The organism is Saccharothrix deserti (assembly GCF_009769385.1).
Lineage (GTDB): Bacteria > Actinomycetota > Actinomycetes > Mycobacteriales > Pseudonocardiaceae > Actinosynnema > Actinosynnema deserti.
This window is the reverse complement of record NZ_VKAB01000078.1, coordinates 1-17,768: the sequence shown is the minus strand read 5'-3', so window position 1 is coordinate 17,768 and position 17,768 is coordinate 1. Positions and strand designations below refer to the sequence as shown.

General features: G+C 70.4%; 15 protein-coding genes and 1 pseudogene. 9 read left to right on the top strand and 7 right to left on the bottom strand.

The annotated features are described in order from the left end of the window. Window positions 1–555 precede the first annotated feature (555 nt). Complete coding sequence (locus FM051_RS47670) at window positions 556–1,242, bottom strand: response regulator transcription factor (RefSeq protein WP_158854303.1); 687 nt, start codon at window positions 1,240–1,242, stop codon at window positions 556–558. A 297-nt stretch (window positions 1,243–1,539) separates the two neighbouring features. After that, window positions 1,540–2,001, bottom strand: coding sequence for a MarR family winged helix-turn-helix transcriptional regulator (locus tag FM051_RS47665; RefSeq protein ID WP_158854301.1), 462 nt, complete (start codon window positions 1,999–2,001; stop codon window positions 1,540–1,542). 71 nt (window positions 2,002–2,072) lie between these two features. Here FM051_RS47665 and FM051_RS47660 point away from each other — a divergent pair, with 71 nt between their 5' ends. From FM051_RS47660 to FM051_RS47650, 3 genes are all read left to right on the top strand, one after another. After that, the gene (locus FM051_RS47660; protein WP_158854311.1) at window positions 2,073–3,125 is read left to right on the top strand and encodes an LLM class flavin-dependent oxidoreductase; all 1,053 of its coding nucleotides are present in this window, start codon (window positions 2,073–2,075) and stop codon (window positions 3,123–3,125) included. 1,078 nt (window positions 3,126–4,203) lie between these two features. Continuing rightward, on the top strand, window positions 4,204–8,007 hold the full coding sequence (locus FM051_RS47655; protein WP_158854299.1) for a Pls/PosA family non-ribosomal peptide synthetase: 3,804 nt from the start codon (window positions 4,204–4,206) through the stop codon (window positions 8,005–8,007). Beyond that, window positions 8,004–9,275: a M1 family metallopeptidase gene (locus tag FM051_RS47650; protein ID WP_158854309.1), complete on the top strand. Its 1,272-nt coding sequence runs from the start codon at window positions 8,004–8,006 to the stop codon at window positions 9,273–9,275. Before FM051_RS47655 ends, FM051_RS47650 begins: the two co-directional genes overlap by 4 nt. A gap of 166 nt (window positions 9,276–9,441) precedes the next feature. On the opposite strand, the gene FM051_RS47645 is transcribed toward FM051_RS47650, so the two are convergent. After that, window positions 9,442–9,711, bottom strand: coding sequence for a helix-turn-helix domain-containing protein (locus tag FM051_RS47645; protein ID WP_158854297.1), 270 nt, complete (start codon window positions 9,709–9,711; stop codon window positions 9,442–9,444). A gap of 88 nt (window positions 9,712–9,799) precedes the next feature. Here FM051_RS47645 and map point away from each other — a divergent pair, with 88 nt between their 5' ends. Continuing rightward, a complete protein-coding gene (map, locus tag FM051_RS47640) occupies window positions 9,800–10,624 on the top strand; it encodes a type I methionyl aminopeptidase (RefSeq protein ID WP_158854295.1) in 825 nt (274 codons plus the stop codon). Between the two features lie 197 nt (window positions 10,625–10,821). On the opposite strand, the gene FM051_RS47635 is transcribed toward map, so the two are convergent. Together FM051_RS47635 and FM051_RS47630 are read right to left on the bottom strand one after the other, a co-directional pair. Next, window positions 10,822–11,802 carry a sigma-70 family RNA polymerase sigma factor gene (locus FM051_RS47635; RefSeq protein WP_158854293.1) on the bottom strand — a complete coding sequence of 327 codons (981 nt, stop codon included), beginning with the start codon at window positions 11,800–11,802 and terminating at the stop codon, window positions 10,822–10,824. A 44-nt stretch (window positions 11,803–11,846) separates the two neighbouring features. Beyond that, complete coding sequence (locus tag FM051_RS47630) at window positions 11,847–12,575, bottom strand: SDR family oxidoreductase (protein WP_158854291.1); 729 nt, start codon at window positions 12,573–12,575, stop codon at window positions 11,847–11,849. A 155-nt stretch (window positions 12,576–12,730) separates the two neighbouring features. Between FM051_RS47630 and FM051_RS47625 the strand changes: the two are divergent. The 5 genes and pseudogenes from FM051_RS47625 to surE all read left to right on the top strand — a co-directional run. Beyond that, window positions 12,731–12,880, top strand: a pseudogene (locus tag FM051_RS47625) (maleylpyruvate isomerase N-terminal domain-containing protein); the annotation flags it as partial. A gap of 733 nt (window positions 12,881–13,613) precedes the next feature. After that, on the top strand, window positions 13,614–14,576 hold the full coding sequence (locus tag FM051_RS47620; protein ID WP_158854289.1) for a hypothetical protein: 963 nt from the start codon (window positions 13,614–13,616) through the stop codon (window positions 14,574–14,576). Next, the gene (locus FM051_RS47615) at window positions 14,573–14,983 is read left to right on the top strand and encodes a hypothetical protein (protein ID WP_238413206.1); all 411 of its coding nucleotides are present in this window, start codon (window positions 14,573–14,575) and stop codon (window positions 14,981–14,983) included. The genes FM051_RS47620 and FM051_RS47615 overlap by 4 nt, the downstream gene beginning before the upstream one ends. A 133-nt stretch (window positions 14,984–15,116) precedes the next feature. Continuing rightward, a complete protein-coding gene (locus FM051_RS47610) occupies window positions 15,117–16,037 on the top strand; it encodes a PfkB family carbohydrate kinase (protein ID WP_202919466.1) in 921 nt (306 codons plus the stop codon). After that, window positions 16,034–16,792, top strand: coding sequence for a 5'/3'-nucleotidase SurE (gene surE / locus FM051_RS47605; RefSeq protein WP_158854287.1), 759 nt, complete (start codon window positions 16,034–16,036; stop codon window positions 16,790–16,792). Before FM051_RS47610 ends, surE begins: the two co-directional genes overlap by 4 nt. On the opposite strand, the gene FM051_RS47600 is transcribed toward surE, so the two are convergent. Both FM051_RS47600 and FM051_RS47595 read right to left on the bottom strand, forming a co-directional pair. After that, a complete protein-coding gene (locus FM051_RS47600; protein WP_158854285.1) occupies window positions 16,793–16,933 on the bottom strand; it encodes a hypothetical protein in 141 nt (46 codons plus the stop codon). It lies immediately after the preceding gene. 114 nt (window positions 16,934–17,047) lie between these two features. Further along, window positions 17,048–17,768: rhamnogalacturonan lyase family protein (locus FM051_RS47595; RefSeq protein WP_476655329.1), on the bottom strand; the 721-nt coding region annotated here is incomplete at its 5' end.

The following is a 17,768-nucleotide window of genomic DNA, read 5'->3' as shown; positions in this document are numbered from 1 at the left end:
CAAGCCCTCGGTGAGGGCTTGAAGGTCAGCATCCCAGCCGGCGATGTCCTGAACAGTCACGCTCTCGACCATGACACGGGATACGCGCCGTCAGCCGACCCGGTTCAAGATCTCGGAATGTAGTACCGGTCTCCTGGAAATGCCTGGGTTCCGAATCGAGGGGAATCCAGATGTACGTCGCCGACCGGCGGAACTCCGTGCCGGTCGGGTTTACCGGATTCACCACCCCGTTCCGCGGGTCACCGACGATCCGCTTCACCTCGCGGCCCCAGAACCGCGGCGGATGAGTGGACGCGGCCACCCAGTACGATCCTCTCCCGGGCACCACGGCCACCTCGTAGTGCCGGTGGGGCCGGTCGGACCACTCCCAATCGTCGACCGGGACGAATCTCCCGTGGTGCCTCTCGAATACCTCCACCCCCGGTAAATTGCCGATCACGGTTCCGACAACGTCCAGCATGCGCCACGTCATCTTTCCTCCTGATGTCGAGTGCGGCCCCGACCGGCCGGCATTTCGAGGACCAGTGTGTTACCGGCAACGTCGGTCGGGCATCATCAAAACTGATGAGGTGACGGACGACCGCGAACGGCTTCCACCTGTTGGTCGACCACGCCCAGGTCCCGCCAGCCACGCCGACCGATTGCCACCGCCGCGAGTTGCGAGGACACCTCTAATTTCCGCAACACGGCCTGGACGTGACTGCGAACGGTCGCCACGCTCAGCCGCTCTTCGCCGGCGATCTCGCCGGCCGACCGACCTACGGCCAGTGCCCGCAGCACCTGTTGTTCCCTGGGCGTCAGACGGCCGAGCAACTGTTCGTCCCGATGTCGGTCGAGCAGGGCGTCGAGCAGTCGCCGGCGTCGCGCCGCGCCGCCGGCGGACACCGGCGGTCGCTGCACAAGTCCCCGCATGACCGCCTCCAACAGGTCGATGAACGGCAGATCGGCATCGACCACATCCGTGGCCCCGGCCCGGACGGCCGCGATCATCGACAGTGGACGGCGAACGGAACCAATCGCAACGATCGGGATGGGTCGCACCGCGAGTTCGACAATGACATTTCGATCGGACAATGCGTGATTGTCGACCAGTACCACAGCCGCGTCGGCAGGCATCGGATTCGTCGCATCGCCGGACACGCAGGTCCAGTCCAGTGCGGTCAGCCCGGCGGACAATGCCACCAGCAGCACGTCGGCACCGAATAACGAAACCAGGCGCCGACCGCGCCGTCCCTCGGCCATGGCGTCGGCGGTAATCACATGATCCGGCACTTGGAGTCAACGAGGGAAGTCAACGAGGGAAGTCAACGAGGGAAGTCAACGGGCTAGCGCACTGGGACAGCGTTCACCGACGACCGTTCGGCGGTGTGCCGCTGTGCGGGGACTCCCGGTGGCACAGGGCCGCGCCATCCGTGTCCGGCGCCTGGCCCCGGGGTCGACGACAGCGGGGAGCCGGTCCAAATCCTTGTCGCAGACCGTCGGGACGACAGGATTTGAACCCCCGCCCCCTTTACCCTCGGTTCTTGTGCTTCTTGCGGGTCAGCCGCCGTCGGCGATCCGGTCCAGCACGCGGCGGAACACCCGGTCCAGCACCTCGACCTCGTCGGCCGACAGCGCGTCGAACACGTACCGCCGGACGGTCTCCACGTGCGCGGGCGCGGCGGACTCGATCGCGGCACGTCCGGTGGGCGTGAGCCGCACCATCGAGCCGCGCGCGTCCTCCACGCACTCCTCGCGCGCGACCAGGCCCCGCTTCTCCATCCGCCCGATCTGGTGGGACAGCCTGCTGCGCTCCCAGCCGACCAGCGCGCCGAGCTCACGGGAGCGCACGACCCCGTCCGCCGCTTCCGAAAGGGGCGCCAGCAGGGCGTAGTCGGCGTTGGACAACCCCGAGTCGCGCACCAGCTGCCGTTCCAACGCGCTGTGCAGCTCGCGGTTCACCGCGAGGTAGGCCTGCCACACCCGAGCCTCCCGCTCGTCCAGCCATCGGGGTTGCTCCATGCACCCAAGCTAGCAAGATGTTGACGTGTCATCAATTGTTGGTTTAGATTGTTGATGTGTCCACAAACGGAATGCAGCTCGGCGTCTACAGCTTCGGAGACCGCCACCCCGACCCCGTGACGGGCGAGCAGGTCCCGGTCGCCGACAAGCTGGCGCAGACGCTGGAGCGGATCAAGCTGGCCGACGAGCTCGGCCTGGGCTTCTACGGCCTGGGTGAGCACCACCTGCCGCAGTACGCGATCTCCAACCCCGGCACGGTACTGGCCGCCGCCGCGAGCATCACCTCGCGGATCACGTTGAGCAGTGCGGTGACCGTGCTCAGCACCGAGGACCCGGTGCGGGTGTACCAGCAGTTCACCACCCTCGACCAGCTCAGCCGGGGACGCGCCGAGCTGCTGGCCGGGCGCGGGTCGTTCACCGAGTCGTTCCCGCTGTTCGGGGCGGGCCTGGAGGACTACGACGAGCTGTTCGAGGAGAAGCTGGCGCTGCTGCTGCGACTGGACCGCGAGGACCCGATCACGTGGTCCGGCAAGTTCCGCGCGCCGCTGGAGAACGCGCACGTCTACCCGCGTCCGTACGGCCCACGGCTGCGCATTTCCGTCGGGACCGGCGGGAACCCGGAGTCGTCGATCCGCGCCGGGCTCCTCGGCCTGCCGGTCGTGTACGCGATCATCGGTGGTGAGCCGGAGCGCTTCGCGCCGCTGGTCGACCTGTACCGGCGTGCGGGTGAGGCGGGTGGGCAGGCGCCTGCGGACCTGAACGTGACGATGAGCGCTATCGGGCTGATCGCGCGGCGGTCGCAGGACGCCAAGGACGCTTTCTACCCGTACTGGCTGGAGACGATGAAGTACGGGGCGCGGGCGCGCGGGTGGGCGGTGCCGTCGCGTGCCGAGTACGACGAGTGGACGCGGGGTGCGCGGTCGATCTTCGCGGGCAGTCCCGAGGAGGTCGCCGAGCGGATGATCTCGGTGGGCAGGCTCGTCAACGCCGACCGTTACGCGATGCAGATGGACTGGTCCGGCGTACCGCACCGGTTGGTGATGGAGGCGATCGAACTGCTCGGCACCGAGGTCATGCCTTTGGTGCGCAAGGAACTCGGCTCGACGGACGTCGGCGGCGAGTGAACGTCGGCGGCGAGTGACAGGTTCTGCAGGCACGGCGGCCCCGAGGGACCGCCCGAGGTACCGGAGGTCGTGGACGCCGAACGCCCGACCGCAGGCCCCCGCCAAGTCGCGGTCGAGGTCGTAGCGGCGGCGCCGAACCCCACGAGACCACCACCCGCGAGGACGTCTTCGCCGACCGCCGGCCCGCGACGTTCGTGGAGGGTCAGGCAACGATTTCTCCGGCACCGTGGTCGAGGTCGGCGCGGACAGGACGGCGTTCGCCGTGGGCGACATGGTTCTCGGCTTCACCCCAGCGCCGCCCAGGCCGAGTTCGTGGCCATCAACCTGGACGCCGCCGCCCAAAACCGTCCACCCCGGACTGCGAACGCGCCGCGACCATCGCGGGCGTCGGCGCGACCGGGCGTCGAGGCGGTCAGCCCGGCACCGCACCGCCGACACAGGCGTCGTATCCGCAGGGGCTGGCGGCGTCGGCGCGATCGCCGGCCAGACGCCTGTTCCCTTCCACGACCATTCGGGCCTTGGCTTGGCGTCTTGGAGTCGAGCCCTGTCTTGGAGTCGAGCCCTGCGGATCGGATCCCCTCTCGGGGCGAGCCGTTGGGCCGAGTGCCGCGCCGCCTCCTTCTTTCCCGGCAACGCTGGAGGCGCCGGAAAAGTTTCCGCAGATCTTCCATTGACGTTCGCTTCGCTCGATCAGGCGATCTTGAGCTGTCAACGGAGATCGGTGGTTGTGTTGGGGCGGCTTGAAGTCTAGTGGAGGTGCGGGATTCTGGCCGGCTGTGTGGCTGGATGTGTTCAGGGTTAAGGAAGTTAAGGGAGTCGGGGGGATTGCGGGTGCGGGGGTGCTCGTCGTGGAAGGGGGGACAGGCGTGTAGACGGGCGTCTGACGCCGTGTGACGCCACACACTTGGGGTCACGGTGGGGCGACGGGCGGGTGAATCACAGGTAAAGTCGCACGTCGGCGGTTTCACGGTTGCGATCGCCGCAGGCTGCTTGGCCGGTCCCCGACCGGGTGCGGAGCAGCGAGCCACACCCCCTCGGAGGACTTCACAGTGCGTCTGCGTTCCATCGGTGCCCGCCGGTGACCATCGCCCCCTACACCGCTTTCCCCACCTTGATCGAGACGCCGGCGCTGTTCCGCGCCGGTGCCGCCGCGCCCGAACGCACGCTGGTCGACGTGCTGGCCGACACGGCACGCCTGCACCCCCACTCCCCCGCGTTGGACGACGGCACGACCTCGTTGACCTACCGCGAACTCCTGGATCTCGTCGGCGCGCGGAGTCGTGTGCTGGCCGAGGCCGGTATCGGTGTCGGCGATCGGGTCGGTATCCGCGTTCCGTCCGGGACCGTCGAGCTGTACGTGGCGGTGCTGTCCGTTCTCGCCGCCGGCGCTGCGTACGTGCCGGTGGACGCCGACGACCCGGACGAGCGTGCCGACCTCGTCTTCACCGAAGCCGACGTGTGCGGTGTCATCGGCGAAACGCTGGAAATGCGTGGCACGCCCATGGGTCTGCTGGGCACCCCCGGCCCGGACGACGACGCGTGGATCATCTTCACGTCCGGCTCGACCGGCAAGCCCAAGGGTGTCGCGGTCTCGCACCGGGCCGCCGCCGCGTTCGTGGACGCCGAGGCCCGGCTGTTCCTGCCGGACGACCCGATCGGTCCGGACGACCGCGTCCTCGCGGGCCTGTCCGTCGCCTTCGACGCCTCGTGCGAGGAGATGTGGCTCGCCTGGCGCAACGGCGCCTGCCTGGTGCCCGCGCCGCGAGCGTTGGTGCGCACCGGTTTCGACCTCGGCCCGTGGCTGGTCGAACGCGAGGTGACGGTGGTGTCCACGGTGCCGACGCTGGCCGCGCTGTGGCCGGTGGACGCGCTGGACGACGTCCGGCTGCTGATCTTCGGCGGCGAGGCGTGCCCGCCCGAGTTGGCCGAACGGCTGGCCGTGGACGGCCGCGAGGTGTGGAACACGTACGGTCCGACCGAGGCCACCGTCGTGGCGTGCGCGGCACGTCTGACCGGTGACGGTCCGGTGCGCATCGGGCTGCCGTTGGACGGCTGGGAGCTGGCCGTGGTCGACGCGACCGGCGCGCCGGTGCCGATGGGCGGTTCCGGTGAGCTGGTGATCGGTGGCGTCGGCCTGGCCCGCTACCTCGATCCGGTCAAGGACGCGGAGAAGTTCGCGCCGCTGCTCGCGTTGGGCTGGGACCGCGCCTACCGCAGCGGTGACCTGGTCCGCGCCGAGCCCGAGGGCCTGCTGTTCCTGGGCCGGGCGGACGAGCAGGTCAAGTTGGGTGGACGGCGGATCGAGCTGGGCGAGGTGGACGCGGCGCTGCAGGCGCTGCCCACCGTCGCGGGCGCGGCCGCCGCGGTGCGCACCACCAAGGGCGGCAACCAGGTCCTGGTCGGGTACGTGGTCGCGGGCGAGGGCTTCGACCAGGCCGACGCGTTGGCCCGGTTGCGGACGGCGCTGCCCGCCGCTCTCGTGCCGCTGCTCGCGGTGGTGGAGACGTTGCCCACGCGCACGTCCGGCAAGGTGGACCGGGCGGCGTTGCCGTGGCCGCTGCCGTCGCTGGACACGGGTGTGCCGGTGCAGGAGATGACCGACACCGAGGCGTGGTTGGCCGAGCAGTGGTCGGAGTTGCTGGGTTCGCGGGTGGGCAGCCCCGACGCCGACTTCTTCGCCCACGGCGGCGGCAGCCTCGCCGCGGCGCAACTCGTGTCGACGATCCGGACCCGCTACCCCGGTGGTTCGGTCAACGACATCTACCAGCACCCGACGTTGCGGGCGTTGGCCGCGCGGCTGGACGAGTCGAGCGGACATCACGGTGCGGCGCGCGAGGTCGTGCCGACGCCGCGGCGTACCGGCGTGATCCAGTCGTTGCTGCTGGTCCCGTTGATGAGCCTGGTCGGTCTGCGCTGGTCGGTCGCGCTGGCCGCGGTCGGCAACGTCGTCGGTTTCACGACGCCGGTGTCGTGGTGGTGGATCGCGGCCGGTTGGCTGGCGTTCGTCAGCCCGCCCGGCAAGGTCGTCATCGCGGCGGGCGGCGCGCGGTTGCTGCTGCGCGGTCTGCGTCCCGGCACCTATCCGCGTGGCGGCGGCGTGCACTTGCGGTTGTGGACCGCCGAACGGCTCGCCGAGTTCAGCGGCGCGACGAACCTGGCCGGGTCCTGGCTCACCCACTACGCCCGTGCGCTCGGCGCGAAGATCGGGCCGGACGTCGACCTGCACTCGGCGCCGCCGGTGACCGGGATGCTCAAGCTCGGCAAGGGCAGTGCGATCGAGCCCGAGGTGGACCTGTCCGGGCACTGGGTGGACGGCGACCTGCTGCACGTCGGCCGCATCCGGGTCGGCGCGGGCGCGGTGGTCGGCGCGCGCAGCACGCTGTTCCCCGGCGCGCGGATCGGCAAGCGGGCCGAGGTCGCGCCCGGTTCGGGTGTCACCGGTTCGGTGCCGACCGGGCAGCGGTGGGCGGGTGTGCCGGCGACGCGTGACGGCAAGGCGGGTCGTCCCGGTCCGCGTCCGCCGCGGTCGTTGTGGTGGAAGCTGGTCTACGGGGTGACGACGTCCGCGTTGGGTCTGCTGCCGGTGGCGGCGGCCGTGCCCGCGGTGCTGATCGTGGTGCGCGAGCCGTTGACGCTGGGGTCGGCGTTGCTCGCGGTGCCGTTGGCGACGGTGGCGTGGATGGGCGCGTACGCGCTGCTGGTGCTGGTCTCGGTGCGGCTGCTCGGTATCGGGCTGCGGGCGGGGACCTATCCGATCCACAGCCGGATCGCGTGGCAGGCGTGGACCACGGAACGGCTGATGAACATCGCTCGGGTCGCCTTGTTCCCGCTGTACGCGAGCCTGTTGACGCCGGTGTGGCTGCGTGCGCTCGGGATGAAGGTCGGCCGCCGGGTCGAGGCGTCGACGGTGCTCGCGCTGCCGAAGATGACCACGATCGGTGACGGGGCGTTCCTCGCGGACGACACCATGGTCGCGTCCTACGAGTTGGGCGGTGGCTGGCTGCGCATCGCCGCCGCACGGGTCGGCAAGCGGGCGTTCCTGGGCAACTCGGGGATGACCGCGCCGGGCCGTTCGGTGCCGAACCGGGGTCTGGTGGGTGTGCTGTCCGCGACGCCGAAGCGGGCCAAGGCGGGCAGTTCGTACCTGGGCATGCCGCCGATGAAGCTGCCGCGTGCGGCCGAGCAGGGCGACCAGAGCCGGACGTTCGACCCGCCTCGGCGGCTGGTCGTGGCGCGGGCGCTGGTCGAGCTGTGCCGGATCGTGCCGGTGATGTGCCACGTCGCGCTGGTCGTCGGCGTGGTGTTCGCGCTGCGCGCTGTCATGTCACTGTGGGCAGGGCCGCTGTTGGCGGGCCTGGTGCTGCTCGCGGCGGGTGTGCTGGCGTGCGCGGTGTCGGCGTTGGCGAAGTGGCTGCTGGTGGGCCGGTTCCGGGCGCGGGAGCACCCGTTGTGGAGCGGGTTCGTGTGGCGCAACGAGCTGGCGGACACGTTCGTCGAGGTGTTGGCGGTGCCGTGGCTGGTCGGTTCGGCCGGTGGGTCGCCGGTGATGGCGTGGTGGCTGCGGTCGTTGGGCGCGCGGATCGGGCGCGGCACGTGGATCGAGTCGTACTGGTTCCCGGAGTCGGATCTGGTGCGGCTGGGTGACGGTGCGACGGTGAACCGGGGGTGCGTGGTGCAGACCCACCTGTTCCATGATCGGATCCTGCGCATGGACCAGGTGGAGTTGGCGGACGGGGCCACGCTCGGCCCGCACGGGATCGTGCTGCCGGGTGCGACGGTCGGCGCGCACGCGACGGTCGGCCCGGCGTCGTTGGTGATGCGCGGCGAGCACGTGCCGACGGGCACGCGTTGGCTGGGCAACCCGATCTCCGCCTGGCGATGACCGGCCGGTACCTCCCCGACCACGGCGACGGCGGTTACCGGGTCGCGCACTACGACCTCGACCTGGACTACAAGCCGCACACCGGTCGGCTGGCCGGGCGGGCGACGCTGTCCGCCGTCGCCTTGGCGCCGTGCGCGCGGGTGGTGCTGGACTTCGGTGCGCTGACCGTGAACCGGGTGCTGGTGGGCGGCAAGCCCGCCCGTCACACGCAGGGTGGTGGCAAGCTGCGGGTCCGGCCGGCGCGTGCGGTGGACGGACCGTTCACCGTGGAGGTGCGGTATTCGGGTGTGGCGCGGCCGATCCGGACCCGGCACTGGGGCGAGTTGGGCTGGGACCAGCTGGCCGACGGGGCGCTGGTGGCGAGCCAGCCGATCGGCGCGCCGTCCTGGTTCCCGTGCAACGACCTGGTGCGGGACAAGGCGACCTACCGGATCTCGGTGACCGCGCCGTCGCCGTACACGGTGCTGGCGAACGGGGTGCTGGTCGACCGCCGTGCCGGTGGCAGCAGCACGACGTGGGTCTACGAGCAGGCCGAGCCGATGGCGAGTTACCTGGCGTCGGTGCAGATCGGCCAGTACGAGCGGCTGCCGCTGGCCATCGGTCAGGACGTGGCCGCGCCCGCCCGGCTGGTGCGTGCCGCCCGGCACGACTTCGCGCGCCAGCCGCAGATGATGCGGGTGTTCGAGGAGCTGTTCGGGCCGTACCCGTTCCGGGCTTACCAGGTCGTGGTGACCGACGACGAGCTCGAGGTGCCGGTGGAGGCGCAGGGCATGTCGGTGTTCGGTGCGAACCACGTGGACGGGCTGCGCGGGCACGAGCGGTTGGTCGCGCACGAGCTGGCGCACCAGTGGTTCGGCAACAGCGTCGGCCTGGCCGACTGGCGCGACATCTGGCTCAACGAGGGTTTCGCCTGTTACGCGGAGTGGCTGTGGTCGGAGCGTTCCGGTGGGCCGGCTGCCGCCGTGCACGCGTCACGCGCACACGCACGCCTGGCCCGGTCACCGCAGGACCTCCGGATCGGCGACCCCGGCGTGGCGAACCTGTTCGACGACCGGGTGTACAAGCGGGGCGCGCTGACGTTGCACGGCTTGCGGACGCGCCTCGGTGACGCGGACTTCTTCGCCACGCTCCGCGAGTGGACCGACATCCACCGGCACGGCACCGCCACCACCTCGGACTTCGTGGCGCTGGCCCAGCGCCGCACCCCCGAGCCCCTGACCGCGTTCTTCCGCTCCTGGCTGGGCGAAACCCGCCTGCCGACCCCCTGACGACCGCGAGAGTCGAACCTCCGGGCCCCGAGAGTCGAACGCTCAGGTACCCCGAATTCAACGCTCAGGAGTCCCGCGTCCGGACGCGAACGTAGAACTCACCGGACCTGAGCGTTCGACTCTCGCGGTCTGAGCGTTCGACTCTCGCGGCGACGAGCGACGGCGGTTATGAGACGGCTTCCAGCGGTAGGTCGCTGCCGCGCCAGGTGGCGGCCAACTCCTGCACCGGCACGTTGAGCGCCTCGCCGAGGCAGACGATCGTGCCGAATCCGGGGGACGGCAGTCGTCCGGTCTCGATCTTGCGCAGGGTTTCCGGTGAGATGCCGGCCGCGTGCGCGACTTCCGCGAGGTCGCGCCCCGCCCTCACGTCACGCAGCAGGGCGCCGAGGCGCCTGCCGGCTTCGATCTGTTCGGGTGTGAGCGGTGGGCGGACCATGGCCTCAGGGTACGACTGGTATTCCTATACCGGCAAGTGCTAGCGTCACGGTATTACTATACCGACACTCCCTGTACGCGAGGTACTCGTGATCGAGCTGAAGACGCCTGCGGAGATCCAGCGCATGCACGTGACCGGGCGTTTCGTCGCCGAGGTGCTCTCCGAGGTCGGCAGGCTCGCCGACGTCGGCGTCAACCTCCTGGACCTGGAACACCACGTGCGCGGCATGATCGAACGGCGCGGTGCGGAGTCGTGCTACTGGGACTACGCGCCGTCCTTCGGGGACGGCCCGTTCCGCAACGTCATCTGCCTGTCGGTCAACGACGCCGTCCTGCACGGCCTGCCCCACGACTACACCCTGCGCGACGGCGACGTGCTCAGCGCCGACCTCGCGGTCGGCATCGACGGCTGGGTGGCCGACTCGGCGCGCACGATCGTCGTCGGGACCGCCGCCGAGGAGGACCTGCGGATCATCCGCGCCACCGAGGAGGCGCTGGAGGCGGCGATCGAGGTGGCACGTCCGGGCAACCGCCTGGGTGACATCTCGGCGGCGATCTGGGCGGTTGCCCGCGACTACGGCTACCCGGTCAACACCGAGTTCGGCGGCCACGGCCTCGGCCGCACCATGCACGAGGCGCCCCACGTGCCGAACAAGGGAAAGGCAGGGCGCGGCCTCACCCTCCGGCCGGGCCTGACCCTCGCGCTCGAACCCTGGTTCGCCCGCACGACCGACCGGATCGTCTACGACCCCGACGGCTGGACCATCCGGTCGGCTGACGGCTCGCGCACCGCCCACTCCGAGCACACGGTCGCCATCACCGAGGACGCCCCCTTGGTGCTCACCCGGCGTGAACCGGAGCACCCCGCGACGCAGGGCGAGTCCGCCGCCCGCTTGTCCACAAAGGACGCCTAGACCTGCCCGGCGAACGGCGGTGACGGCGATCGACCTGTCGCCACGGGGCCTTCCGGGCGGGAAGTGTCTTCCGGGTTGTGTCACGCGGGCTCGTGGGTCGGCTCCGCCGCTGCCGACTTCGCTGTCTCCTCGGCCACCGGTGGCTTGAGGAAGCTGGTGATCCAGGCGACCGGGGCGGAACTCGACAGCTCCCCGGTTCAGGTCGCGAGCGCGGGCGCGAGACCGAACGTCGGTACCAGGCTCCGGTCGTTGAACGCCGTGATGCGGGCGATCCGGGCGCCGATCAGGGTCAGGACCTCGATGCCGTGCGCCTCGTACCGGCCGTCGCCCACGTGTCCGTAGGCGACGACGGCCGGCTGGCCGTTGGCGCGGGTGGGCACCAACCGCCACCGGTCCTTGCGCAGGACCCGACTGGCCAGGAACCCGACGACGGCCGGCCTGCCGGTGAACCAGGTCGGGATCGGCGGCATCTCCAGCTCGACGTCGGCGCGCAGCAGGTTCACCAGCGCGTCGGGGTCGGCCCGGGTGAACGCGTCGACGTAGTCGTCGAGGAGGGTTCGCCGGGTGTCCTCGTCCGGCTCGGCCAGGTCGTCCTCGACCGGTCCGGCCTCGGCCAGGTTGGCCCGGGCGCGGCGCAGGGCGCTGTCGACGGCCGCGGTCGTCGTGTCCAGGATCTCGGCGACCTCGACCGTCCGGAACGCCAGCACGTCGCGCAACGTCAGCACGGCCCGCTGCCGGGCGGGCAGGAACTGGAGTGCGGCGATGAAGGCGAGCCGCACTCCGGTTCTCCCGGCCACGATGGTCGCCGGGTCACCGGGGTCGCCCGTGCCGAACAGTGCGTCGGGTGCCGGCTGGAGCCATGCGACCGACGGCTCTCGGGGAGCCACGGTCACCCTGTGGTCGTCCGAGGGCGCGCCCAATCCCGAGGGAAGTGGCCGTCGGGAGCGTGTTTCCAACGCGGTCAGGCAGGCCATGGTGGCGATCTTGTACAGCCAACGCCGCACCGAGGAGCGGCCCTCGAACCGGTCGAACCCGCGCCACGCTCGCAGGTAGGTCTCCTGCACCAGGTCCTCGGCGTCGTGGATCGAGCCGAGGATCCGGTAGCAGTGCGCGAGCAGCTCCGTCCGGAACGACTCGGCCAGGGCGGCGAAATCGACGTTCTCGACATCTGACGGCATCACGGCTTCTCCTGGATTCGGTGGGGTTCGCTGTGGGCGGCGGTTCAGCTGACCGGGTGCATTCCGGCGCCGCTGACCTGGTACTCCGGAGCACTGCCGGGGTCCGCGGCGATTTCCACGACTTCCACGACGGCCTTGGCGACCTGCTCCGGGCCTTCCACGAAGGTGGCCCGGTCGACGCCCTGGCGCGCGGCGTACCCCGCGACCCCGACCGAGCCGACACCGCCGAACGGGGTCAGCTGTGGAAGCAGCGTGACGAACCGGATGCCGAGCCCGGCTCGCTCCGACTCGTCGGCCGCGTACCCGCGGATGTGCCGAATGGCGGCCTTGGCGCCGGCGTATCCACCGCTGAGCGGAGATCCGCCCAGGGCCGCTCCGCTGGACATCGCGACGACCACACTGCCCGGCGCCAACGGCTCCCGCAGCGCCGCCCGGGTCCAGGCGAACACGTGCCGGGTGTCGACGTGCCAGTGACGGCTGAAGGTTTCCCAGGTCTGCTCCTGCACGGGCGCCATGTGCGGCACGGCTCCCGCGTTGAGGACGAGCAGGCCGGGACGGTATCCGCCGATCACGTCCTGCGCGAGCGCTTCGCTGGTCGCATCGGCGGCGACAGGCGTGAAGCCCTCGCCGAGTTCGTCGCGCACGACGCGCAACTCCTGCTCGTCGCGGGCGATACCGACGACGTTGGTGCCCGCGGCGGCGAGCGCGGCGGCAACCGCGCGACCGAAGCCGCGGCTGGCACCGGTGACGACCGCGGTCTGGAAGGTGGGCATCGGACACTCCGGTCTGGTGGTCGGGTTCGGTTTGGTCGGGTTCGGTTCCGTATCAAGACCTGCCGCCGGAGAAAAACCCGTCGCCGCAGACGAAATCAGGTGAGTGATGCCGGACACAGTTTGTCCGCCGTTCCGCACCGCACTACCTTGCCGGTGTGGATCTGTTCTCACGCTCTTGGACGGCTGTGCCGGCCGGCCGGCTCGTGCGGGACCTGGTGCGTCACCTGGTCATCGACGCCCAGGACGTCCTGATCACCCTCGCGACCCCCGCCGGGACCGAACCGACCCGGGACGCGGTCACCTACCGGCCGGAGTGCACCGACCGACGCGGAGAAGGCCGAACTGGGCGAACCGGCCGCGAAACTCCCGTTCGTCCTCGGATGACCGTCCGGCTGAACGGGACCTTCGGCGCGGGCAGGACGACGGCGCGGGAACTCGTCACCCGGCTTTGAGGGGTTCGACTCCCGGGCGTGTCGGGGGCTTCGATCAGGGCGGAACGGGTAGGTGTCCGGGACGAGTGGACGCGATGCAGATGGACTGGTCCGGAGTCCCCCACCGGCCGGCGATGAACGCGATCGAGCTCCTAGGCACCGAGGTCATGGCCCCTGGTGCAGGAGGAACCCGGCTCGACGACCGGCTGAACATCGTTTCCGATTCACTCGTTCGAGTTATCAAGCCGCCAAGCGCATGTCACTCGTTCGTGTTGTGTGCAAGCACCGCGCCATTCGCAGGCATAACGTGAACCGTACGGAGCAATACGGTGAGGTCAGAGGGCTGACACGTCTTTGCAGGCCAACCTGAGGCCACGTGTTCGCCAAAGCCGCTCGCACGATTCCACAGCCACAACGGCCCGGCGACGCGGCCCCGGGCACCAGTCGAGTCGACGTCTCGACTTGCTGATGACACAGGGAATTCCGGGCTGGTCGGGCGGGGTCTTGGCCGATGAGCTGCTCTGAACCCCCGTCTCCCCCACCCGTCGAGGCCCCCTCTCGGCGGGGGGAGCGGGCGATCCGGCCCGCCACCGGAAGGAGAATCACCATGCTGGAAGTGGAACTCGACATCTTCTCGGGGATGCCGAACCCGACCTGGCTGCTGTCCGACGCCCAGGAACGCGAACTGATCGAGCGGGTCACCGCCTACCCGGATCAGTTGTCCCCGGAAGCCACCGACGACGAGCAGTTCAGCCTCGGCTACCGAGGCCTGCTGGTCCGCATGATCAAGTTGGGCGACGGCGCGTGGGCCGACACGCGACTCGCATCGGGGGTCGGACTCCCGCTGAGCTTCCGCGTCGGCAGCCGTCCGGCCGACGAGCCGATCGCGGACTGGCTGCTCGGCACCGCCGACTCGGTCGAGGAGAGCGGCGTGGACGACGAACTGAAAGACATCGCGAGGCGCGGCGTCAGCCTCATCCAGACCAGCGCCGAGGTCGCGCGGCCGACCGACGACCCGGGTCCGCCCACCGAGGGCGAGAACGCCGACCAGCCCTACGAAGGCGGCGAAGGCGATACCGGCGTCCGGGGCAGCACCTGGTGGAATTGCGGATCGAACCTGTTCAGCGCGAACGCGCACTACTTCAACGACCCGGCGCACGTCACCCGCAACAACTGCTACTGCTTCGCCAGCAATCACCTCGCGGGCGTGCGCTACGCCCTGCCCGGCAAGCGCGGCGGACGACCGGCCTCGGTCATGAGCTGCGGCAACGTCACCGACGGCCTGCGCGCCGACGGCTGGGTCGACGGCTGCCAGGCCAACACCCTGACCATCGCCATGGTCATCTGGCCCGGCCGGGACTACCACTTCTACCGGCTCGTCACCGGCGCGCCGAACTGGTGGTGGGGCCACAAGCCCGGCGGCACCCCGGCGAAGTACACCGACGACTGCGGACACGCGATCTACCAGGAGAACGGCGTGGGCTACGCGCCCAACAACATCTGCCGTGGCGGCTACACCGACTTCTGCGGTTACTTCTACCAGAACAACGACACGGCCTACGTGGCATGAGGGTGCTGATCGTCGCCGCGCTGCTGGTGGCGTCGGCGGCGTGCGATGGTCGGCAGACTGGAGAACCGGCGGTGACCGACCCGATCGAAGTGGAGCTCGACATCTTCTCGGGAATGCCGAATCCGACCTGGGTGCTGTCGGACGCCGACTCGGCCGAGCTGCGACGTCGGATCGACGAGTCGGCCGCGACCACGGGTTCGGCTCCGTCGGGGAATCTCGGGTATCGGGGCTTCCTGGTGCAACTGACCGAAGGCGCACAGCCCGCCAGGGTTCGACAGGTGGTGCAGTTGCCGGACGGGTCGGCGAGGGAAGCGGGTGATCGCGAGTTGGAGCGGTGGCTGCTGGACACCGGGCGGGATCGACTGCCCTCGGATGTGGTCGCCGCCGTAGAACAGGATCTCGGATAAGGAATCGCGGGCGGTGCCGCCTCGTCCGTTCGGGGACCAGCGGCTTGACCTGTCTCGAACCTCGCGACGGCTGAAACGTTCGACTCGCGTGGTGTGGTGATTCGATCACGGCAGAACGGGTAAGTGTTCCGTTATGACGGGTCGAGTGGCGGTGTTCGCGCCGTCTCCGCAGTTGACCGTGACGATCGAGGAGCTGGACGGTGCGCCGGACATCCACATCCACGCGGGCGGCCAGGGAGTCTGGCAGTCGCGGATGATCGAGTCCCTCGGCGCCGAGGTGGTGCTGTGCGCCGCGTTGGGCGGAGAGACCGGGCAGGTGTTGCGCCAGCTGATCGGGGTGGAGTTGAAGGCCCGTGACGTGGCGGCCCGCAACGGCGGGTACGTGCACGACCGCCGTGCGGGCGGACGTGACCAGGTGGTGCGGATGGCGGCCGACCCGCTGTCCCGCCACGAGTTGGACGACCTGTACGAGATCACGCTGGTCGAGGCGCTGAACGCGGGTGTCGTCGTGCTCAGCGGGCCGGCCGAGCACGACGAGCCGGTGCCCGACTCCGTCTACGAACGGCTCACCAAGGACCTCGGCGGCAACGGCTGCCGCGTCGTCGTGGACCTGTCCGGCGCACGGCTCGCCGCCGCACTCGCGGGCGGCCCGACGGTGGTGAAGGTCAGCCACGAGGAGCTGGTCGGGGACGGCCTGGCCGAGTCCGACGCCCTGCCGGACCTGGTGAAGGGGTGCCGGGAGCTGGCGTCCTGCGGCGCCCGCGCGGTCGTGGTGTCACGTGCCGCCGACGAGACGCTGGCGTTGATCGACGGGACGCTGTACCTGGTGGAGGTGCCCGCGTTGAGCCCCGTCGACACGCACGGCGGCGGCGACTCGATGACCGCCGGGTTGGCCGCCGGGCTCGCGCTGGGCGGGTCCATCGAGGACTCGCTCGAGCTCGGCGCGGCGGCGGGTGCGGTCAACGTGACGCGGCATGGGCTCGGCACCGGCAGTGGTGACGTGGTCCGCCAACTGGTCGAGCGGGTGCGGCTGAAGCCGTGGGAGGACGCATGAGGGTGCTCGTCACCAACGACGACGGCATCGACTCGCCGGGGCTCAACGCCTTAGCGCGCGGCGCGGTGGCTCACGGGTGGACGACCGTGGTCGCCGCGCCCGCCTACGAGTCCAGCGGCACCAGCGCGGGCCTGACCGCCGCCGAGGACGACCGGCAGATCAAGGTGGAACGCCGTGAACTGCCCGGATTGCCGGACGTGCCCGGCTACGCGGTCGCCGCACACCCCGGCCTCATCGCCCTCGTCGCATCCCAGGGCGCGTTCGGCGACCCGCCGGACATCGTGCTGTCCGGCGTGAACCGGGGCGCGAACATCGGCCGCGCGATCCTGCACTCCGGCACCGTGGGCGCCGCGCTCACCGCCGCCATCAACGGCGCACGCGCGATGGCGGTGTCCCTCGACGTGGGGCTGGACCTGGACGTCCGCCACCACTGGGACACCGCCATCGCGGTCGCTTCGGGATTGTTCGACCGGCTCGCCGCCCTGCCGCAGGGCGCGGTGCTCAACCTCAACGTGCCCAACCGCGCCGAGACCCGCGAGACGCGCCGGGCGAGCCTCGCCGAGTTCGGCTCGGTGCGGAGCCGGGTGCGGAACACCGACAACGGCACGATCGGCCTCACCGCCGTCGTCGTCGAAGGCGCGCTGCCGCCGGGCAGCGACGCCGCGCTGCTGACCGACGGGCACCCGACCGTCACACCGCTGCGGTCGGTGGCCGAAGACGTCGACCTCCCGTTCGACCCTGTCGACCCGTCCTGATCACTCGTCTTCTCGACGCTCGGCGGCGGTCTCGGTCTGTTCGGCGTCGGACCTGCCGCCCAGCGCGTCCTCGGCCCCGTTCACCAGGTCGGGACCGCCCCATTGCCCGCCGTCGGACTGGCCCAATCGGTGCTTAGCCATCGTGTGCTCCCATCGATCGCAAGCACAGGTACCCACTTTCGAACGACCCCACACCCACGAACGCCGGTGGCCCGCTCCCGAGCTCCGAGCGGGCCACCGGACGTCACCGCGTGATCACCGGGCGTAGTAGACGTCCGGCCACGGCGGCGTCGCCATGCCGTTCCCGATGTGGAAGCTCGGGTGTGGCGGCTGGTTGTAGGCGGTGTTCTGCCACGCGATCGCGACGCGGTACATGGTGTCGTGCATCAACGTGGGGATGCGGCGGTCGGTCTGGTTGGGCGTGGAGTAGATCCGCAGCGCGGAGTTGTCCGACGTCCGCCAGACGACCTCCTCGCGCCAGTCGCCGAACAGGTCGGCGCTCAACGCGGGCGTGGCCTTGGTGCCGTTGTTCGACGCCACACCGGAACCGGTGAGCAGACGGGTGTCGCCGCCGGTGCCGTACTTGTCGATCCTGGTCTGGTCGAGCAGTTCGCGGGTCGGGTCGCCGTCCCACCAGACCAGGAAGTTGATCGACGACGGCTCACGGCCCAGCGCAGCGCCGCCGGCGCTGCGGAGGGTGGTGTCCATGGCCGACCACGACTCCGCGCCGGGGCTGCCGGCGTAGATGTCGCCCGCCACGCCGCGGCCGTTGTCCCCGCCCGAGGCCGTGGTCCACAGCCGCTGACCGGTGCGGGCATCGGCGAACCACGAACCCGGTTGGCTGCTGCTCTCCGAGACCTTGAAGTACTCCAGGCCGGGTCGGGACGGGTCGAGGTCGCCCAGGTGCCCCGCGTCACCGTGGCCGAGACCCGTGGTCCACAGGCCGCGGCCGTTGTCGTCGATGGTCGCCGCGCCG

Coding starts and splice junctions, on each gene's coding strand:
- FM051_RS47600 (WP_158854285.1), bottom strand. CDS start 16,933: ATGGCTAAGCACCGATTGGGCCAGTCCGACGGCGGGCAATGGGGCGGT.
- FM051_RS47670 (WP_158854303.1), bottom strand. CDS start 1,242: ATGGCCGAGGGACGGCGCGGTCGGCGCCTGGTTTCGTTATTCGGTGCC.
- FM051_RS47610 (WP_202919466.1), top strand. CDS start 15,117: ATGACGGGTCGAGTGGCGGTGTTCGCGCCGTCTCCGCAGTTGACCGTG.
- FM051_RS47635 (WP_158854293.1), bottom strand. CDS start 11,802: ATGCCGTCAGATGTCGAGAACGTCGATTTCGCCGCCCTGGCCGAGTCG.
- FM051_RS47615 (WP_238413206.1), top strand. CDS start 14,573: ATGAGGGTGCTGATCGTCGCCGCGCTGCTGGTGGCGTCGGCGGCGTGC.
- FM051_RS47660 (WP_158854311.1), top strand. CDS start 2,073: ATGCAGCTCGGCGTCTACAGCTTCGGAGACCGCCACCCCGACCCCGTG.
- surE (WP_158854287.1), top strand. CDS start 16,034: ATGAGGGTGCTCGTCACCAACGACGACGGCATCGACTCGCCGGGGCTC.
- FM051_RS47665 (WP_158854301.1), bottom strand. CDS start 2,001: ATGGAGCAACCCCGATGGCTGGACGAGCGGGAGGCTCGGGTGTGGCAG.
- FM051_RS47630 (WP_158854291.1), bottom strand. CDS start 12,575: ATGCCCACCTTCCAGACCGCGGTCGTCACCGGTGCCAGCCGCGGCTTC.
- FM051_RS47645 (WP_158854297.1), bottom strand. CDS start 9,711: ATGGTCCGCCCACCGCTCACACCCGAACAGATCGAAGCCGGCAGGCGC.
- FM051_RS47650 (WP_158854309.1), top strand. CDS start 8,004: ATGACCGGCCGGTACCTCCCCGACCACGGCGACGGCGGTTACCGGGTC.
- FM051_RS47620 (WP_158854289.1), top strand. CDS start 13,614: ATGCTGGAAGTGGAACTCGACATCTTCTCGGGGATGCCGAACCCGACC.